Source organism: Rhodanobacter soli, from assembly GCF_039523495.1.
GTDB classification, from domain to species: domain Bacteria; phylum Pseudomonadota; class Gammaproteobacteria; order Xanthomonadales; family Rhodanobacteraceae; genus Rhodanobacter; species Rhodanobacter soli.
Map to the genome: position 1 here is coordinate 646,392 of NZ_BAAAFK010000001.1, position 17,840 is coordinate 664,231.

The following is a 17,840-nucleotide window of genomic DNA, read 5'->3' on the forward strand; positions in this document are numbered from 1 at the left end:
GGCATTCCCCCGTGGAAGCTTCAGTCGAGCCGGATGCCGGCCAGCCGCTGCAGGGCCTCGGCGTATTTGGCGGCGGTGCGGGCGATCACCTCGTCCGGAATCACCGGGCCGGGTGCGGTCTTGTTCCAGTCCTGCGTCTCCAGCCAGTCGCGCACGAACTGCTTGTCGTAGCTGGGCGGGCTGATCCCGACGCGGTATTCGTCGGCCGGCCAGAAGCGCGAGGAATCCGGCGTCAGCATCTCGTCCATCACGTACAGCTTGCCGTTCGCGTCGGTGCCGAACTCGAACTTGGTATCGGCGATGATGATGCCGCGTTCGGCCGCATAGGCGGCTGCCCACTGGTAGATCGCCAGCGTGGCGTCGCGCACCTGGTTGGCCAGGTCGGCGCCGACCGCCTCGACCATCGTGTCGAAGCTGACGTTCTGGTCGTGATCGCCCACCGTGGCCTTGGTCGACGGGGTGAAGATCGGCGCGGGCAGTTGCTGCGCCTGCTTGAGCCCGGCGGGCAGCGCGATGCCGCACAGCGAGCCGGTCGCCTGGTAATCCTTCCAGCCGGAACCGATCAGGTAGCCGCGGGCGATCGCCTCCACCGGCACCGGCTTCAACCGCCGCGTCACCACCGCGCGCTTCTCGTACAGCTTGAGGTCGGTGCCGGGCGGCAGCACCTCGGCCAGCGGCACGTCGAGCAGGTGGTTCGGCAGCAGGTGCGCGGTCTTGCCGAACCAGAAATTGGAGATCTGGGTGAGCATCTCGCCCTTGCCTGGGATCGGGTTCGGCATCACCACGTCGAACGCCGACAGCCGGTCGGTGGCGACCATCAGCAGCCGATCGTCGGACAACGCGTAGACATCGCGCACCTTGCCGCGATGGATCAGCTCAAGGCCGGGCAGGTTCGATTGCGGCAGGGTGGTGGGCACGGCGGCGGGTTCCACGTGGCGGGGAAGCGCCCATTCTAGCCGCTGCGGCCGGGGTGTCGGAAACGCGGTCTCGGGGAATCCGGGCGCGCTGCTAGAATTGGCGATCCTTGGCCCCATGTGTTGCCGATGCGAATTTCATTGATCGCGGCGCTCTGCCTGCTCGCCGCCCTCCCCATCTGCGCGCAGACGCCGGCGCCGCCCACGCGGTTGGGTCTGTGCGCGGCCTGCCACGGCGCCAGCGGCCATGCCGACATGCCGGGCGTGCCGCACCTGGCCGGGCAGCGGCTGGATTACCTGCGCGACGTGCTGAAGCAGTACCGCGACGGCCGCCGCAACGTGCCGGTGATGCGCGCCGCGATCGGCCCGGTCAGCGATGCCGAACTCGACGCGCTGGCGCGCTGGTACAGCGCGCAGCCGCCGCAATCGCAAGGGCAGCCATGAGTTACACCTACACGCTGTGGTTCGCGTTCTTCGGTCTGCTCATCGGCCACTTGCCCGGGGCGATCACCGGCGCGGTGATCGGTTTCATCTTCGACAACCTGCGCTACGGCCAGCGCAAGCGCGCCACGCCGGAAGCCGGCGGCTTCGTCGGCCCGCTGTTCACCCTGCTCGGCGCGGTGTCGAAGTCCGACGGCCGCGTGTCAGAACAGGAGATCGCGGTTGCCGAACGCCTGATGACCCGGATGAACCTGGACGCCGAGCTGCGCAAGCAGGCGGTAGTCAGCTTCAACGTCGGCAAACAGCCGGAGTTCGACGTCAGCCAGACCATCATCGCGCTGCGCAACTGGGTCGGCCTGCGCCGCGACCATGCGTTTCCGGTGCTCGACGTGGTGATCGAGACCGTGCTGGCCGAGGGCAACCCGCCGCCGGAGAAGATGGCGATCCTGCACCAGCTGGCGTTCGCGCTGCGGGTCAGCGAGATGGAGCTGATGGCGCTGATGGCGATGAAGGGCTACGCGTGGAACGCCGGTGCCGGCGGGTCGCGCAGTCGCGGGCAGGCTTACGGCACCGGCGGTGGCTACGCGCCGCCGCAGCGCACGGCGCAGGGACCGGACCCGTACGCGGTGCTCGGCATCGACCGCAACACGGACGACCGTGCGGTCAAGCGCGCCTATCGCAAGCTGATCTCCGAACACCACCCCGACCGCCTCGGCGACCTGCCCGAAGACATGCGCAAGCGCGCCGAGTCGCGCGCCAGCGAAATCAATGCCGCGTACGACCGGATCAAGGAAATGCGCGGCTTCAAATGAGCGGGGAACAGGAAACGGGGAACAGGGAACGTGCAGGCTGTTGTAACGTGTGTTCCGAGTCAGATTGAAAGCTGCGGAAGAGACTCTTTAAGCTCTCCCCGTTCCCCGTTCCCCGTTCCCCGTTCCCCGATTCCCGGTACTCCCATGCCCAAGCAAGCCCCTGTCATTGCCCCATCCATCCTCGCCGCCGATTTCGCGCGGCTCGGCGAAGACACCGCCGCCGCGCTCGCCGCCGGTGCCGACTGGGTGCACTTCGACGTGATGGACAACCATTACGTGCCGAACCTCACGATCGGACCGATGGTGCTGCAGTCGCTGCGCAAGTACGGCATCACCGCGCCGATCGACGTGCACCTGATGGTCAAGCCGGTCGACCGCATCGTGCCGGACTTCGCCAAGGCCGGCGCCAGCCTGATCAGCTTCCATCCGGAAGCGAGCGAGCACATCGACCGCACGCTGGGCCTGATCAAGGAATCGGGCTGCCAGGCCGGGCTGGTGTTCAACCCGGCCACGCCGCTGGACTACCTCGACTACGTGATGGACAAGCTCGACCTGATCCTGATCATGTCGGTGAACCCGGGCTTCGGTGGACAGAAGTTCATCGCCGGTGCGCTGGAGAAGTTGCGTCAGGCACGTGCGCGCATCGACGCGAGCGGTCGCGCGATCCGCCTGGAAATCGACGGCGGCGTCACCGCGCAGAACATCGGCGCGATCGCCGCGGCCGGTGCCGACACCTTCGTGGCCGGCTCGGCAATCTTCCACGCGGCGGATTACCGCGCCGAAATCGCCGCCATGCGCAAGGCGATCGGCTGAGCACCAGCCATCGGCGACGTTCGCCACAAAACATCCGCGCATAAAAATCCCGACGCAGTGAACGGCTGCGTCGGGATAAACGTCGTCGGAGACGTGAGAGGAAACACCATTGATTGGTGTGCCGGCACGGCCGTTTCACAGGGGAGATCGGCTGCCGTGCCGGCACGTTCCACGGCAAGAGGAACGGTACCAATCACTAATACTGACCGGGGTGATCCGGTTTGGTTCCCGGCAGAATTATGAACGGGCGGAGTCGCTGTCCTGGCCGGTTCGTGGTCGAAAAAATCCCCTCGTGAAGAGGGGAAAGCAACCACCATGCGGGACGGGATGCGGGTCGCGGAACGGCTACACGGGTTGCCAGTCGGGATCGGTCTCCTCCTGCCCCGCGCCCGGCACGATTCCTTTCGTGCCGGGCGCACCGGTGCCTTCCACGGCGAATGGGTCGATGAAACTGGATTTACACATGGCGTTCACCTCAAAGGCCGAGCAGCAGGCCGAGCAGCAGGGCGCCCAGTGCCAGCGTCACGCGCAGCGGCTCGAAGCCATGCAGTTCGGCATTGGGATCGCGCTCGGTGGGTTCGGTTCGGGACATCGTTCATCTCCATGCAAGGTGCATGGCTACATCAAACCGCCGCCGCGGGCGCTGGCGCCGGCGGAATCGGGCCGAGCAGCTGCCGGCATGTGGCGAAACGCGGGCAGGCGCACCGCATGGCTTGCGTACGCGCGGCCCGCATAGCACGCTGCGCGCACCACTACAGGGAGTGCGCCATGGGCCGCAGCATTGCCATCGTCGAAGACGAACCGTTGATCCGTGCCAACTACGTCGAGGCGCTGAACCGCTTCGGCTATGACGCACGCGGTTACGGTTCGCGCCGGGAAGCGTCCAGCGCGTTCGCGATGCGCCTGCCCGAGCTGGTGATCATCGACATCGGCCTGGGCGACGAGCCGGAGGGCGGCTTCGACCTGTGCCGCGAACTGCGCGCGAAGTCGGCCACGCTGCCGATCATCTTCCTCACCGCGCGCGATTCGGATTTCGACGTGATCTCCGGCCTGCGCCTGGGTGCCGACGACTACCTCAGCAAGGACACCAGCCTGCACCAGCTGGCCGCGCGCATCGCCGCGCTGTTCCGCCGGATCGAGTCGCTGAAGGTGCCGGCGTCCAGCGAGACGGTGATCGAGCACGGGCCGCTGAAGCTGGAGTCCGAGCGCATGCGGATCAGCTGGAACGGCGAGGAAGTGCCGCTCACCGTCACCGAGTTCTGGATGGTGCACACGCTGATCCGCTTCCCCGGCCACGTGAAGAACCGCGACCAGCTGATGCGTGAGGCCGAGCTGGTGGTGGACGACGCCACCATCACCTCGCACATCAAGCGCATCCGCAAGAAGTTCATCGCGGTGGCGCCGGAGTTCGACGCGATCGAGACCGTGCACGGCGTCGGCTACCGGTGGAAGCCGTGAGCCGGCACATCGGGCTGGCCTTGCTGCTGTGTGCGTTCGCGACGCTGGCGCAGGCGGCCGGCAAGGACGACGACGTGCTGGCGCGTGGCGCCCGCGACGGCAACGCACCGGCCTGGGCGATCAGCGTCGCCACGCCGGCCGGCTGGACGCGCGACTGCTGCACCTATGCGCGCGCGATCGGCGTCAACGCCGTGCTGTACCAGGGCGAGTGGAGCGGCAAGCCGCAGCGGGTGATGGTGCTCAACGTGTGGCCGCGCCAGCTGTCCGCCCTGGCCGACGAGGTGCAGGCCGACCGCAAGCGTTACCTGCAGCACGACCCGGCCGGCAAGGTGTCCGGCTTCGCCGTGCGGCATCCGGCCATGCCGTGCGAGGCCTCGGTCTACCAGGGCAGCGACCGCATCGACGACGTGCTGGTGTTCTGCGATCCGGGCGCGGCCAGCGGCGTGCGGCTGAGCTGGTCAATGGCATTCGACGACGCCGACCCGTCACGCCGCGCGCTGCTCGACGACTTCATGCGCGTGGTGGTGGCCTCGCGCTGGACGAAGGACGCCGTGACGCCGCCCGCGCATGGCCACTGATCGCCGGTTCCGATGACCCTGCGCCGCAAACTGCTGCTGGTCGCGCTGTGCACGCTGGCGCTGCCGATCGCCGGCTGGCTGTATGTGCGGCAGATGGAAACCCTGCTGCGCGAAGGCCAGGCGCAGGCGCTGCTGGCGTCGGCGAATGCGGTGGCGCGCAGCCTGGTGGTGACCGGCGCGGTGGCGCCGACGTCGGGCCGGGGCTGGTACGTGCAGCAGGCGCCCTCACCGATCACCGTCGACGGTTACGGTGACGACTGGGCGCCGCTGACGCCGTGGAGCCAGTCGCTGGGTGCGCGCGGCAAACTGCTGCTGGCCGCGGACGACGACGGGCTGTACCTGTACGCCGACGTGCGCGCCACCCGGCGCACGCGCGCCGATGCCGACGACGCGAACGCGCTGGCCGCCGATCATCTGATCCTCGCGCTGGGCAACGCGGACGGCCGGCGCCGCTACCTGCTGGCCAGCGCGGCACCGGGGCCGCTCACCGCGCGGCCGCTGGATCCGCCGGTCGATGGCCTGCCCGAACTGATCACCGCGCAATGGCAGGAGGACGGCAGCGGCTACCGCGTCGAGCTGCGCCTGCCGCGTGGTCTGCAGCTGCGCACGCTCGGCGTCGGCGTGTACGACGCGGCGGATGGCGGCGACCGGCTGGCCGCCGATGCGCGGCCGCTGCTCAGCTACTCGGACAAGCTTTCCGGCGAGCTGGCGCAGCTGGTGCCCGACCGCGTGCAGGCGCGCGTGCTGGCGCCGCAGGGCTGGCTGCTGGCGCGCAGCGGCCGCCTGAACACGATGCCCGGCAGCGATGGCCAGCCCGGCTGGTTCGCCGCGCTGGTCTACCGTTCGCTGCTGGCGACCCGGCTGGAGGATGCGAACCTGTGGGCGCAGGACGTGCCGCGGCTGGATACCCGCGAGGTCGCCGCGGCCGGCATCGGCAAACCGGTGTCGGTCTGGCGCAGCGGCGAGGAGCGCGGCAGCGTGGTGCTGGCCGCCGCGGTGCCGATCGAACGTGCCGGCCAGATCGACGGCGTGCTGCTGCTGGAGCAGGCCAGCCGCACCGTGCCGTTGCTGGCCAACCGCGCGCTGTTCGGCCTGCTATTGACCAGCTTCGGCGTGCTGCTGGTGGCCGGCGGCATCCTGCTGCTGTTCGCCACCCGACTCAGCCTGCGGCTGGGCCGCCTGCGCAACGCGGCCGAGCGCGCGCAGCTCAACGATGGACGTCTGGACGGCTTGTTCGAGCAGGGGAAATTCCCGATGACCGACGCGCCGGACGAGATCGGCGACCTGGCGCGCAGCTTCGAGCGGTTGTTCGAGGTGGTCGGCAGCTACACTGACTACCTGCGCACGCTGGCCTCGAAACTGTCGCACGAACTGAACACGCCGCTGGCGATCGTGAAGTCGTCGCTGGACAACCTCGAACATGCCACGCTGCCGGCCGAGGCGCAGCCGTACCTGGCCCGCGCCCGCGACGGTGTCGCGCGGCTCGGCGCGCTGGTGCGCGCGATGAGCGAGTCGAGCCGGATGGAGCGCGCGATCGCCGCGGCCGAACCCGAGGACGTCGACCTGCGCGAAGTGGTGCGCGGCTGCGCCGATGCCTATCGTCCGCTGATCGGCGCGCGCCGGCTCGACTGCATGCTGCCCGACGCGCCACTGCACCTGCACTGCGCGCCCGAGCTGGTCGCGCAGGCGCTGGACAAGCTGCTCGACAACGCGCTGTCATTCACGCCACCCGATGGCTGGCTGCGGCTCACCTTGCGCAGCACGCCGGACGGTGCCGAGATCGAGTTGGCCAACCAGGGCCCGCTGCTGCCCGCGGCGATGCAGGGCCGCTTGTTCGATTCGCTGGTCAGCCTGCGCGACAAGGCCACCCCCGGCGATGCCCCGCACCTGGGCCTGGGTCTCTACGTGGTGCGTCTGGTCGCCGAACGCCACGGCGGCGTCGCCGCTGCGCGCAACCTCGACGACGGCAGCGGCGCGGCGTTCTCGCTGCGCCTGCACGGCATGCCGCGACAGCGGCTGTAGCTTCTGGTCCCCTCTCCCCGGCAAAGCCCGGGGAGCAGGTCAGGGTGAGGGGTGCTCTTGCCCTGGACGTCCATACCCGTACCGCTCCAGCCTGCTATCTTGAGCAGCCCGTTCCCGTGCAAATGGCTTATCCGTGATCTCCCGAGACGAATTCGACGCGCTGGTTGCCCAGGGGCATACGCGTATTCCGCTGGTGCGCGAGGTGTTTTCCGACCTCGACACGCCGCTGTCGGTGTACCTGAAACTGGCCGACGGCCCGTACACCTTCCTGTTTGAATCGGTCGATGGCGGCGCCACCTGGGGACGCTATTCGATCATCGGCCTGCCGGCGAAGCGGGTGTTCCGTCTGCGCGGGCATGAACTGGAGGTGGAGGATTCGGGCGAGGTGACCGAGCGTCGCCACCTCGACGACCCGCTCGCGGAAATCGAAAAGCTGCGCGCGCAGTACGACGTGCCGCGGCTGCCGCAGCTGCCCGCGTTCAGCGGTGGGCTGGTCGGCTACTTCGGTTTCGAGACGATCGGCTACATCGAGCCGCGCCTGGCGCAGTGGGATCGCGCCGACGAGCTGGGCACGCCCGACGTGCTGCTGATGCTGGCCGAGGAAGTGGCGGTGTTCGACAACCTCAAGGGCCGGCTGTACCTGATCGTGCACGCCGACCCGGCGCAGCCGCAGGCTTACGCCGAGGCGCAGCGCCGGCTCGATGCGCTGGTCTACCGGCTGCGCCAGGGCGGCGCGTCGTATCCGCAGCTGACCCAGTCGATCGCGCTGGACGAGGGCGACTTCAAGTCCTCGTTCACCAGGGACGAGTTCGAGGCGATGGTCGAGCGCGCGAAGGAATACATCCGCGCCGGCGACATCTTCCAGGTGGTGCCGTCGCAGCGCTTGAGCGTCGGCTTCAACGCGCGGCCGGTCGACGTGTACCGCGCGTTGCGCGCGCTGAATCCCTCGCCGTACATGTACTTCGTCGACCTCGGCGAAACGCAGATCGTCGGCTCCTCGCCGGAAATCCTGGCGCGACTGAAGGACGGCAAGGTGGTGGTGCGCCCGCTCGCCGGCACGCGCAAGCGCGGTGCCACGGAAGAAGAAGACCGGGCGCTGCAGGCGGAGCTGCTGGCCGATCCGAAGGAGCGTGCCGAGCACGTGATGCTGATCGACCTGGGCCGCAACGACCTGGGCCGGATCAGCGAGACCGGCAGCGTGGAAGTGAGCGACTCGTTCGCGATCGAACGCTATTCGCACGTGATGCACATCGTGTCGCAGGTGCAGGGCACCGTGCGTGCCGGCTTGTCCTACATGGACGTGCTGAAGGCCACCTTCCCGGCCGGCACGCTGTCGGGCGCGCCGAAGGTACGCGCGCTGGAGATCATCCAGGAACTGGAGCCGTACAAGCGCAACATCTACGGCGGCGCGATCGGCTGGATCGGCTGGTGGGGCGACGCCGACACTGCGATCGCGATCCGCACCGCGGTGATCCACGGCGGCCGCCTGCATGTGCAGGCCGGCGCCGGCATCGTCTACGACTCCGACCCCGCCGCCGAGTGGGAGGAGACGATGAACAAGGGCCGCGCGCTGTTCCGCGCGGTGGCGCAGGCGGCGAAGGGACTGTAAGCGCGCGGCCATCATGGGCTGGTTCGCTCAGCCCGCCTACCTGTCCGATGGGCGTGCCGATACGTGGCAGTTCGGATGTTCGGGCTGAGGCTCGATGAGCGTGCCTGACCGTCGGATTTCGTGGTTGCCCGCACGCCGCTGAGCGCAAATTCTTGCAGGGTTTCGCGGCGGGTTGGTACGTTATATCGTTGCGTCTCTGTTCTTCCCGCCCAGACGCGTTCGCATGAATAACCCGTGGTTCGAGTGCTTGCCGGCATCGTCGAAATGACGGCTGCGATGATCGGGCGGATGCGCTCGTTGCCGTCCGCGACGCGGATGCCGCTGCGGTATCTGCTTGCCGCTGTCGCGGTGCTGGCCATCGCCGGTTGCGCGATGGGTCCGGACTTTCACCGGCCTGCGGCGCCGGACGTCGGCCGCCTCACCGCTGCTCCGCTGCCCGCCACCACCGCCAGTGCGGCTGTCGCGGGCGGACGGCCCCAGCACTTTGTCCCTGGCGCGGACATTCCCGCGCAGTGGTGGACGCTGTTTCATTCGCCGGCGCTGAATGCGCTGATCGAACAGGCGCTGGCGCACAACCCGGACCTCCAGGCCGCGCAGGCGGCGCTGGCGGTGGCCCGGGAAAACACGCGGGCCGGACGCGGTGCCTATTACCCGGCAGTCAGCGCCGGCCTGTCGGCCAGCCGCCAGCAGGATCCGCCCGGCGCGCTGGCGCCGGTGCCCAGCAACAACGCCTTCTTGTACAACCTGTTCACGCCGCAGGTCAGCGTGTCGTACGTGCCCGATGTGTTCGGGTTGAACCGGCGCACGGTGGAATCACTGAAGGCGCAGGAGCAGTCGGCGCGATTCCAGGCGATCGCTGCCCGCATCACGCTGAGCTCCAACGTCGTGGCCGCAGCCGTGCAGCAGGCTTCGTTGCGGGCGCAGATCGCGGCGACCCGCGAACTGGTCGGGATCAACAGCCACATGGTGGAGATCCTCAAGTACCAGCACGGCAAGGGCTATGCCGGCGGGCTCGACCTGGCGGCACAGCAAGCGCAGCTGGCCCAGGTCAAGGCCAGCTTGCCGCCGTTGCTGACCCAGCTGGATCAGCAGAACGATCTGCTGGCGGTGCTGGCCGGACGCTTCCCGGGCGAGGCCGGCGCGTCGTCGTTCGACCTCGCCGATCTGCAATTGCCGCAGCAATTGCCGCTGAGCCTGCCGTCCGCGCTGGTGGCGCAGCGTCCCGACGTGCGCCAGGCCGAGGCGAACATGCATGCGGCCAGCGCGCAGGTCGGGGTGGCGATCGCCAACCGGTTGCCGAACATTTCATTGACCGCGAACGCGGGCAGCACCGCGCTGGCGATCCATCAGCTGTTCAAATCCGGCACGGGTTTCTGGAGCCTGGGCGCGGATCTGGCCGCGCCGATCTTCCAGGGCGGCAGCCTGCGGCATCAGGAGCGCGCCGCCAGGGCAGCCTATGTCGAGGCAAGCGAGCAATATCGCAGCACGGTGCTGACCGCGTTCCAGAACGTGGCCGACACCCTGGCCGCGCTGCAGCACGATGCCGAGGGCTTGCAGGCTGCTGCCACCGCCGCGGATGCGGCGAAGCTCACCCTGGATCTGTCGCAGCGTCGGTACAAGGACGGCTATGCCGGTTACCTGTCGCTGCTCGGCGCGGAGCAGGGCTATCAGCAGGCGCGCATCGCCCTGGTGCAGGCGCAGGCCAGTCGTTACGCCGACACCGCGGCGCTGTTCCAGGCGCTGGGTGGCGGCTGGTGGCACGACGCGAACGATGGGCCGGCCGATGCCGCGCCGGCGCCGCCGCGGCTCTCCGATTCGGATCACGCCAGGACAAACCGGGACAGCGATGAAAAGTAGATCATCTTCGGCAACGCGCCTTGTGCCGCGACGCCATGCGGCGTTCGTGCTGGCATTGAGCGCGCTGCTTGGCGTGGCCGGCTGTTCCTCGAAAGCGCAGCCACAGCCAGCGGCTGCCGACACGCCGCAGGACGTGACGATGACCCCGGCCCAGCGCCAGCACATCCGTCTGCTCACGCTTGCGCCGGCCAGCTTTCATCGCGCGATCGAAACCACCGGCGTGGTGGATTTCGACAACGACCAGGCGACCAGCGTGCTGGCGCCGTTCTCCGGGCCGGTGGCGCGATTGCTGGTGGCGCCGGGCGACAAGGTGCATCAGGGGCAGCCGCTGGCGCTGGTCGATTCGGCGGATTTCTCCACTGCGATCGGCGCGTACCGCAAGGCCTTGATCAGCGCGCAGAACGCACGCCGGCTGGCTGATGCGGACAAGGATCTGGTACAGCACGAAGGCGTGTCGCGGCGCGAGGCCGAGCAGGCGCAGACCGATGCCGCCAGCGCCGAGGCCGATCGGGATGCCGCGCTGCAGGCGCTGGTGGCGCTGGATGTCGATGCCGGCACGCTCAAGGCGATCCGGGCGGGCCGCACGGTGGCGCGTGCGCAGGGCATCATTCGCGCGCCGATCGCCGGCACCGTGGTGGAAAAGCTGATCACGCCGGGGCAGCTGCTGCAGGCGGGCACCACGCCATGTTTCACCGTGGCGGATCTGTCGAAAGTGTGGGTGATGGCGCAGGTGTCGACCGCCGAGCTGGCGACGATTCGCGTGGGTGATCCGGCGCAGGTCGACAGCGGCATGCCGGGCGTCGAGCTGCCGGGGGCGGTGGACCATATCGCCGCGGTGGTGAACCCGGATACCCGCGCGGTCGCCGCGCGCATCGTGGTGGCGAATCCCGGTGGCGTGCTGCGCAAGCAGATGTACGTGCGCGTGAGGATCCAGTCGCGCCAGGCCGGGCAGGGTCTGCTGATGCCGGTGTCGGCGCTGCTGCGTGACGACGAGAACCTGCCGTTCGCGTATGTCGTCCAGCACGATGGCAGCTTCGCGCGGCGGCACGTGACGCTGGGTCCTCGCATCGGCGATCAGTACGAAGTCAGCGACGGGCTCAAGCCCGGCGACCGGATCGTGGTCGATGGCGGCCTCTTCGTGCAGTTCATGCAGAACCAATGAGCGACCATCTGCCGCCCATGCCGCCGCGCGCGGCGTCGCTGATGAACCGGCTCGTCGGTGCCTCGCTGGCGCAGCGCTTTCTGGTCGCGTTGCTGGTGCTGGTGCTGGTCGGCGCCGGCGTGCATGCGTTGCACCGCCTGCCGGTGGACGCCTATCCGGACCTGTCGCCGCCCAGCGTCGAGATCGTCACCCAGTGGCCCGGGCACACCGCCGAGGAAGTGGAGCGGCTGATCACGGTGCCGGCCGAGCGGGGCCTGACCGGCATTCCGAAAACCGACAACACCCGTTCGATCTCGTTGTACGGGCTGTCGGTGGTGACCCTCACCTTCGACAACGGCACCGACAACTATTTCGCACGCCAGCAGGTGTTCAACCGGCTCGGCGATCTCGATCTTCCCGATGGGGTGAAACCGTCGGTGTCGCCGCTGTCGTCGCCGTCTGGGCTGATCTATCGCTACGTGCTGCAAAGCTCCGATCGTTCGCCGATGGAGCTGAAGACGTTCGAGGACTGGGTGGTCGAGCCGCAGTACCGCACCGTGGCCGGCGTGGCCGACGACTCCGGTTTCGGTGGCGGCAGCATGCAGTACCAGGTGCTGCTCGATCCGGCGAAGATCGCCGGGGTCGGGCTCACCGCGCAGCAGGTGCAGGCCGCGCTGGCCGCCAACAACGGCAACGCCGGCGGCGGCTTCTACTCGCAGGGCGGGCAGTTCTATTACGTGCGCGGCGTCGGCCGCCTGCAGACGCTGGAGGACATCGGCAACGTGGTGCTGGCGGTGCACGACGGCAACCCGGTGCTGGTCAAGGACGTGGGTCGCGTGGTGATCGGCATCGCGCCGCGGCTGGGCGAGTTCGGCTACGAGAAGCAGGACGACGCGGTGGAGGGCGTGATCTCGCTGCGCACCGGCGAGAAGACCCAGGACGTGCTGCAGCGGGTCGAGGCGAAGACGAAGGAGCTCAACGAGCAGGTCCTGCCGAAGGACATCAAGGTCCACCCGTTCTACGACCGCAGCGACCTGGTCGCGGCCACCACCCAAGTGGTCAGGGACAACCTGCTGCGCGGCATGTTGCTGGTCGTGGTGGTGCTGATCTTCTTCCTGTACGACGTGCGCGCCGGGCTGATCGTCGCGGTCACCATTCCGCTGTCGCTGCTGGTCGCCTTCATAGGCCTGGATCTGCAGGGCGCGTCGGCCAATCTGCTGTCGATCGGCGCGATCGACTTCGGCATCCTGGTCGATGCGGCGGTGGTGATGGTGGAGAACATTTACCGCCAGCTCGCCGATCGCGAGGGCACGAAGTTCAACCTCATCGAGGTGATCCGCGACGCCGCCGCCGAGGTCGACCGTCCGCTGTTCTATGCGGTGGCGGTGATCGTGGTCAGCTTCCTGCCGATCTATGTGCTGTCCGGCCCGTCCGGCGCGCTGTTCAAGCCGATGGCGGACACCATGGTGTTCGCGCTGGTCGGCTCGCTGGTGATCACCCTGACCCTGTTGCCGGTGCTGTGTTCGTGGTTCATGCGCAAGGGCGTGCGCGAGCGGCGCAACCGCGCGTTCGAGGCGATCAAGTCGGTCTACATCAAGGGGCTGGATTTCTGCCTGGCTCGTGTGTGGGCGACCACGCTCGCCTCCGCGCTGCTGCTGGGCCTGTCGCTGCTGCTGATTCCGCGCATCGGTGCGGAGTTCATGCCGCACCTGGACGAAGGCGCGCTGTGGGTGCGCGCGACCATGCCGTACACCATCTCGTTCGACGAATCGGCGAAGATCACGCCGCAGATCCGCGACATCCTGCGCGCGTTCCCCGAGGTCACCACGGTGGCCTCGGAACTGGGCCGGCCGGACGACGGCACCGACTCGACCGGCTTCTTCAATGTCGAGTTCTATGTCGGCCTCAAGCCGTATGCGCAGTGGACGGGCGCGTACCGCAGCAAGGCCGAATTGACCGCGGCGATCAACCGAAAGCTGCAGACGTTTCCCGGCATCACCTTCAACTACACCCAGCCGGCCGAGGACGCAGTGGACGAGGCGGAGACCGGCCTGAAGAGCGCGCTGGCAGTGAAGGTGTTCGGTGCAGACCTGAACACGCTGCAGCAGAAGGGCAAGGCGATCAAGCATGTGCTGGAACAGGTGCGCGGCATCCGTGACGTGACCCTGGTACAGGAGCTCGGCCAGCCCAGCCTCAGCATCACGATCAATCGCGCGGCGATCGCGCGCTACGGCTTGAACGTGGACGACATCAACGGCCTGATCCAGACTGCGGTCGGCGGCGATGTGGCGACCCAGGTGATCCAGGGCGAAAAGCAGTTCGATCTGGTCGTGCGGCTGGATCATCAGTACCGCGACAACCCCCAGGAAATCGGCGACATCCTGGTGGCCACGCCGGGCGGCCAGCAATTGCCACTGAAGGAATTCGCCGATATCCGGGTGACCAACGGCGCCTCCTTCATCTACCGGCAGGACAACTCGCGCTACATCGGCGTGCAGTTCTCGGTGGAAGGGCGCGACCTGGCCGGCGCGGTGGAGGATGCGATTGGGCAGGTCAACGCAAAGGTGAAGCTGGCGCAGGGCTACCGGCTGGACTGGGGCGGCGAGTACAAGGAATACACCGCCTCGCGTGCGCAACTGAATCTGATCGTGCCGTTGACGGTGGGGCTGATCTTCCTGCTGCTGTTCACCCTGTACAGCAACTTCAAGTTTCCCTTCATCACCGTGCTCGGCGTGGTGCTGTCGGCGCCGGCCGGCGGCATCATCGCGCTGTGGCTGACCGGCACGCCGTTCTCGGTGTCGTCCGGGATCGGCTTCCTGGCGCTGTTCGGCGTCTCGGTGCAGACCGCGGTGGTGTACATCTCCTACGTCAACGAACTGCGCCGCAACGGCGTCGGCGTGGCCGAGGCGATCCGCGAAGGCGCGATCCTGCGCCTGCGCCCGATCATGATGACCGCGCTGGTGGCGGCGCTGGGCCTGCTGCCGGCCGCATTGGCCACCGGCGTGGGCACGGATACCCAGCGCCCGTTCGCGCTGGTCATCGTCAGCGGCCTGTTCACCCGCCTGCTGATCAGCATCTTCCTGATGCCGGCGCTATACGCGATCGTGGCGCGGCCGGACGACCGGCTGGAAGTGTGACCCTGATGAAGCTGTGCCAGGGCACGCCGCGCTAACGCCAGAATCGCGAGGACCACAGCACGATGGCGGTCAGTGCCAGCACGGCCGTCCATGCCTTCTCGCGGCGATGGGCGGCTGTCACCAACAGCGCCAGCTGGCTGGCGACGATGGCAGCCAGCAACAACAGCGCAAAGATCGCGCGGTCGCCGGAAGCGTCGTCGGGCGGCAGCGCCATCGACGGGTCCATCTGCTGCATCCATGCGTACTTGTTGTCCGGCAGCGCGATGAAGACGAATACGCCCGAGCCAAACAGCGCCCAGGCGGCCAGCTTCGCGACGAAGCGGAACTTGCCCGCCTTCATCGCAGCAACGCGCTGAAACGGGGCCAGAACTTCACGATGAAGTTGCCGTAGCTCATGTTCTTCCTGATCTGCTCCAGCGAAAGCCCAATGCCGCGGTTGTACCTCGCGCCTGCGATGCGGACCTGATCCATGCCCAGGGCGGGCGGGTTCGTCTGCAGGCCGTCGTGATCGATCAGCATGCGCAGGTGGCGGGCGACGATCGCGATGTTGAAGACATCCTTTTGCAGGCAGTCAGCCAGGCTGCGCAAGTGGGCTGTCGACATGCCCGCCGGGTTCATGCCGATGGTCTGCGCGGCGGTGCGCAGCTGCATGCTGACCGCTCCGAACGATGTCCTGGCTGGATGATGGGTGACGGTCAGGTGCTGATCGACCCAGTGGGGTCCGCTCCAGTCGAATGAGCGGACATCGAAAGCGATGCCGTCGATCGAGCTGGGGTCGCCGCCGACTTCGATCCAGCAAACCCCGGCAAGCAGTTCCGCCGGCATCGCGTACTTCGCCGCATTCGACTTGATCAGGATCTTGTTGTGCCGAACCCATGCATCCTTGAATCGCTGTATGTAGGGGATGCCCCCACCGGCACGTTCCGGCAGGAGCTTCCAGACGAACAGGTCCACCCATCCCCAGGCGGGTGAGTCATTCGATGCGGGGCACGAAAGATCCGTCATCTCGTGGTGCGTCCATCATGGCGTCATGCGCGGGAGCTGCACCGAGGGGTGGCAGCGATCACAGCAGAATAGGCAGGTTGATCCGGCCTGACAACCGTGCCGGCGATTGCCTGCTCCGGTCGCACCGGCGATCCATGCATGGGTCACCCCGCGATGCCGACGGAAAGGGGTGATGGAGCGTCGATTCCCGTTGGCGATCCGGTGACCGCTTTCAGTCCACGGGCGCCTGGCCGCGTTCGATCGCCTGCGCCAGGTTGTAGAGGATGCGCAGGTCCTCGGCATCGAGCGTTTCGCCCTGCATGCCGCGGAAGTGGTGGTGGAACGCGCGCACGGTGGCGGCACGATCGTCCAGCGGATAACCGACCAAGCCCAGCGCCATCCACGGGTCGAAGCCGGCGGGCGGATCGGCCAGCGGCGCCTGCGGCCACAGGCCGAAGCCGGCAGCGGCCAGTTGCTGCCATGGGAACAGCGGGCCGGGATCGTCCTTGCGGGTGGGTGCGAAATCCTCATGGCCGATGATCTGCGTGCGCGGGATGCGCAGGCGTTCGGTGAGGTCGCCGAGCAGGTGCAACAGGCTGTCGATCTGCGGCTGGGCGAACGGGGTGGCGCCGTCGTTGTCCAGCTCGATGCCGATCGAGGCGGAATTGATGTCGGTGATCGTGCCCCAGCGGCCGGGGCCGGCGTGCCACGCGCGCAACTGATCGGACACCAGCTGGTAGATGTCGCCGTCGGCGCCGACCAGGTAATGCGAGCTGACCGGACCGCCGCTGTTCTTCGTGCGCAGGGTGTCCAGGCTTTCCTGCACCGAGTGCTGGTTGGTGAAGTGCAGCACGATCAGTACCGGGCGGCGGACGTCGTGGTTCGGCGAGGCCACCCAGGTCGCCAGCGGGTTGCGTGGTGGCAGCGGCGCGCAGGCGGTGAGCAATGCGAGCAGCAGTAACGGGATCGCGCTGCGCAGCAGCCGGGGAAGGGAATACGGATGATCCATCACGCTCACTGCAGGTAAGGTTGCGCGATCGCCAGCGCGGTGTGGTACGGCTCCGGATCGTTGCGGTTGCTGAGCAGGATCACGGTGAGGTGCTGCTTCGGCCAGCGCACGACCACGTTGCGAAAGCCGATGCTCTCGCCGGAATGCCACAGCGTGTCGCCGGTGATGCGGTAGCCGTACCCGTAACTCGCTTCGTACGGCTCGCCGGTGACTTTCACGTGTGCGCCGAAGGCGAGCTGGCGCGAGGCGGCGCTGAGCAGGCGGTTGTCGTACAGCGCGGCGTCCCACTTCGCCAGGTCCTCGACCGAGGAGTAGATGCCGCCATCGCCAAGGGTGGCGCTGGTGACGCTCTGGTCGGTACGCGTCCAGCTGCCGTCCTGTTCGCTGTAGCCATAGGCACGGTGTTCCACGTCCGGGCCGCCGCGCACGTACATCAGGGTGTGATCCATGTGTAGCGGACTGAAAATGCGCTGCTGCAGGTACAGCGGCAGGCTGATGCCCGAGGCCCGCTCCACCACCAGGCCCAGCAGCACGTAGCCGGTATTGCTGTAGCGATAGGCGCTGCCCGGCGCGAAGTAGGTTTGCGACGTGGCGGACAGCATGCGCAGCACGTCGTTGTCGTTGAGCTGTTCGGTCGTGCCGGGCGGGATCAGGTCTTCGTAGTCGACCAGGCCGCCGGTGTGCGTGAGCAACTGGCGCAGGGTGACGGTGGACGTGGTCTGCGGCAACGAAGGCAGCCAATGACGCACCGGATCGTCGAGGTTGAGCTGGCCATCTTCGGCCAGCAACAGGATCGCCGCCGCCGTGAACTGTTTGCTCACCGAGGCGAGCCGGTAGTTGGTGGCCGGCGTGACGTCGTCGTTGTCTTCGAGGTTGGCCAGACCGTAGCTGCGGTTGACGATCGGCTTGCCGTCCTTGAGCACCAGCAGCGAAGCGCCGGGAACGTCGCCGGTGTAGCGCTGCATCAGCGCGTCGATCGGATCGACGGGTTTGGTGGCGCCGGCGCAGCCGCCGAGCAGCACGGTCAATGCGAGGCCGGCAAAGAGTCTTGGCATGGCGGGATTC

General features: G+C 67.8%; 15 protein-coding genes. 10 read left to right on the top strand and 5 right to left on the bottom strand.

Going from position 1 to position 17,840, the window contains the following annotated elements:
• Positions 1–20: 20 nt before the first annotated feature.
• Positions 21–917, bottom strand: coding sequence for a phosphoribosylaminoimidazolesuccinocarboxamide synthase (locus ABD024_RS02765; RefSeq protein ID WP_343849379.1), 897 nt, complete (start codon positions 915–917; stop codon positions 21–23).
• A 126-nt stretch (positions 918–1,043) separates the two neighbouring features.
• On the opposite strand from ABD024_RS02765, the gene ABD024_RS02770 reads away from it, so the two are divergent.
• The 10 genes from ABD024_RS02770 (at position 1,044) to ABD024_RS02815 (ending at position 14,782) form a co-directional block, all read left to right on the top strand.
• Positions 1,044–1,358 carry a c-type cytochrome gene (locus tag ABD024_RS02770; RefSeq protein WP_343849382.1) on the top strand — a complete coding sequence of 105 codons (315 nt, stop codon included), beginning with the start codon at positions 1,044–1,046 and terminating at the stop codon, positions 1,356–1,358.
• Positions 1,355–2,167 carry a co-chaperone DjlA gene (gene djlA / locus ABD024_RS02775; protein WP_343849384.1) on the top strand — a complete coding sequence of 271 codons (813 nt, stop codon included), beginning with the start codon at positions 1,355–1,357 and terminating at the stop codon, positions 2,165–2,167. Before ABD024_RS02770 ends, djlA begins: the two co-directional genes overlap by 4 nt.
• 144 nt (positions 2,168–2,311) lie before the next feature.
• Positions 2,312–2,980 carry a ribulose-phosphate 3-epimerase gene (gene rpe / locus ABD024_RS02780; protein WP_343849386.1) on the top strand — a complete coding sequence of 223 codons (669 nt, stop codon included), beginning with the start codon at positions 2,312–2,314 and terminating at the stop codon, positions 2,978–2,980.
• 768 nt (positions 2,981–3,748) lie between these two features.
• Complete coding sequence (gene pdsR / locus ABD024_RS02785; RefSeq protein ID WP_007509678.1) at positions 3,749–4,438, top strand: proteobacterial dedicated sortase system response regulator; 690 nt, start codon at positions 3,749–3,751, stop codon at positions 4,436–4,438.
• Positions 4,435–5,016 (top strand): hypothetical protein, encoded by a 582-nt coding sequence (locus ABD024_RS02790; RefSeq protein WP_343849389.1) that lies wholly within the window; start codon positions 4,435–4,437, stop codon positions 5,014–5,016. Before pdsR ends, ABD024_RS02790 begins: the two co-directional genes overlap by 4 nt.
• Before the next feature lie 12 nt (positions 5,017–5,028).
• Positions 5,029–7,038: an ATP-binding protein gene (locus ABD024_RS02795; RefSeq protein ID WP_343849391.1), complete on the top strand. Its 2,010-nt coding sequence runs from the start codon at positions 5,029–5,031 to the stop codon at positions 7,036–7,038.
• 133 nt (positions 7,039–7,171) lie between these two features.
• On the top strand, positions 7,172–8,647 hold the full coding sequence (gene trpE, locus ABD024_RS02800; RefSeq protein ID WP_343849394.1) for an anthranilate synthase component I: 1,476 nt from the start codon (positions 7,172–7,174) through the stop codon (positions 8,645–8,647).
• Positions 8,648–8,881: 234 nt separating this feature from the next.
• Positions 8,882–10,504: an efflux transporter outer membrane subunit gene (locus tag ABD024_RS02805; RefSeq protein WP_425543117.1), complete on the top strand. Its 1,623-nt coding sequence runs from the start codon at positions 8,882–8,884 to the stop codon at positions 10,502–10,504.
• Between the two features lie 22 nt (positions 10,505–10,526).
• A complete protein-coding gene (locus tag ABD024_RS02810) occupies positions 10,527–11,666 on the top strand; it encodes an efflux RND transporter periplasmic adaptor subunit (RefSeq protein ID WP_343849396.1) in 1,140 nt (379 codons plus the stop codon).
• The gene (locus ABD024_RS02815) at positions 11,663–14,782 is read left to right on the top strand and encodes an efflux RND transporter permease subunit (protein WP_343849398.1); all 3,120 of its coding nucleotides are present in this window, start codon (positions 11,663–11,665) and stop codon (positions 14,780–14,782) included. The genes ABD024_RS02810 and ABD024_RS02815 overlap by 4 nt, the downstream gene beginning before the upstream one ends.
• Positions 14,783–14,813: 31 nt before the next feature.
• Here ABD024_RS02815 and ABD024_RS02820 read toward each other — a convergent pair whose 3' ends face one another.
• The 4 genes from ABD024_RS02820 to ABD024_RS02835 all read right to left on the bottom strand — a co-directional run bounded on the left by ABD024_RS02820 (position 14,814) and on the right by ABD024_RS02835 (position 17,830).
• Positions 14,814–15,122 carry a hypothetical protein gene (locus ABD024_RS02820; protein ID WP_343849400.1) on the bottom strand — a complete coding sequence of 103 codons (309 nt, stop codon included), beginning with the start codon at positions 15,120–15,122 and terminating at the stop codon, positions 14,814–14,816.
• A complete protein-coding gene (locus ABD024_RS02825; RefSeq protein WP_343849402.1) occupies positions 15,119–15,787 on the bottom strand; it encodes a hypothetical protein in 669 nt (222 codons plus the stop codon). The genes ABD024_RS02820 and ABD024_RS02825 overlap by 4 nt, the downstream gene beginning before the upstream one ends.
• Before the next feature lie 211 nt (positions 15,788–15,998).
• Positions 15,999–16,775, bottom strand: a complete 777-nt coding sequence (locus ABD024_RS02830) for an N-acetylmuramoyl-L-alanine amidase (protein ID WP_343849404.1) — start codon at positions 16,773–16,775, stop codon at positions 15,999–16,001.
• Positions 16,776–16,780: 5 nt separating this feature from the next.
• The gene (locus ABD024_RS02835; RefSeq protein WP_343849406.1) at positions 16,781–17,830 is read right to left on the bottom strand and encodes a serine hydrolase domain-containing protein; all 1,050 of its coding nucleotides are present in this window, start codon (positions 17,828–17,830) and stop codon (positions 16,781–16,783) included.
• Positions 17,831–17,840: the final 10 nt, after the last annotated feature.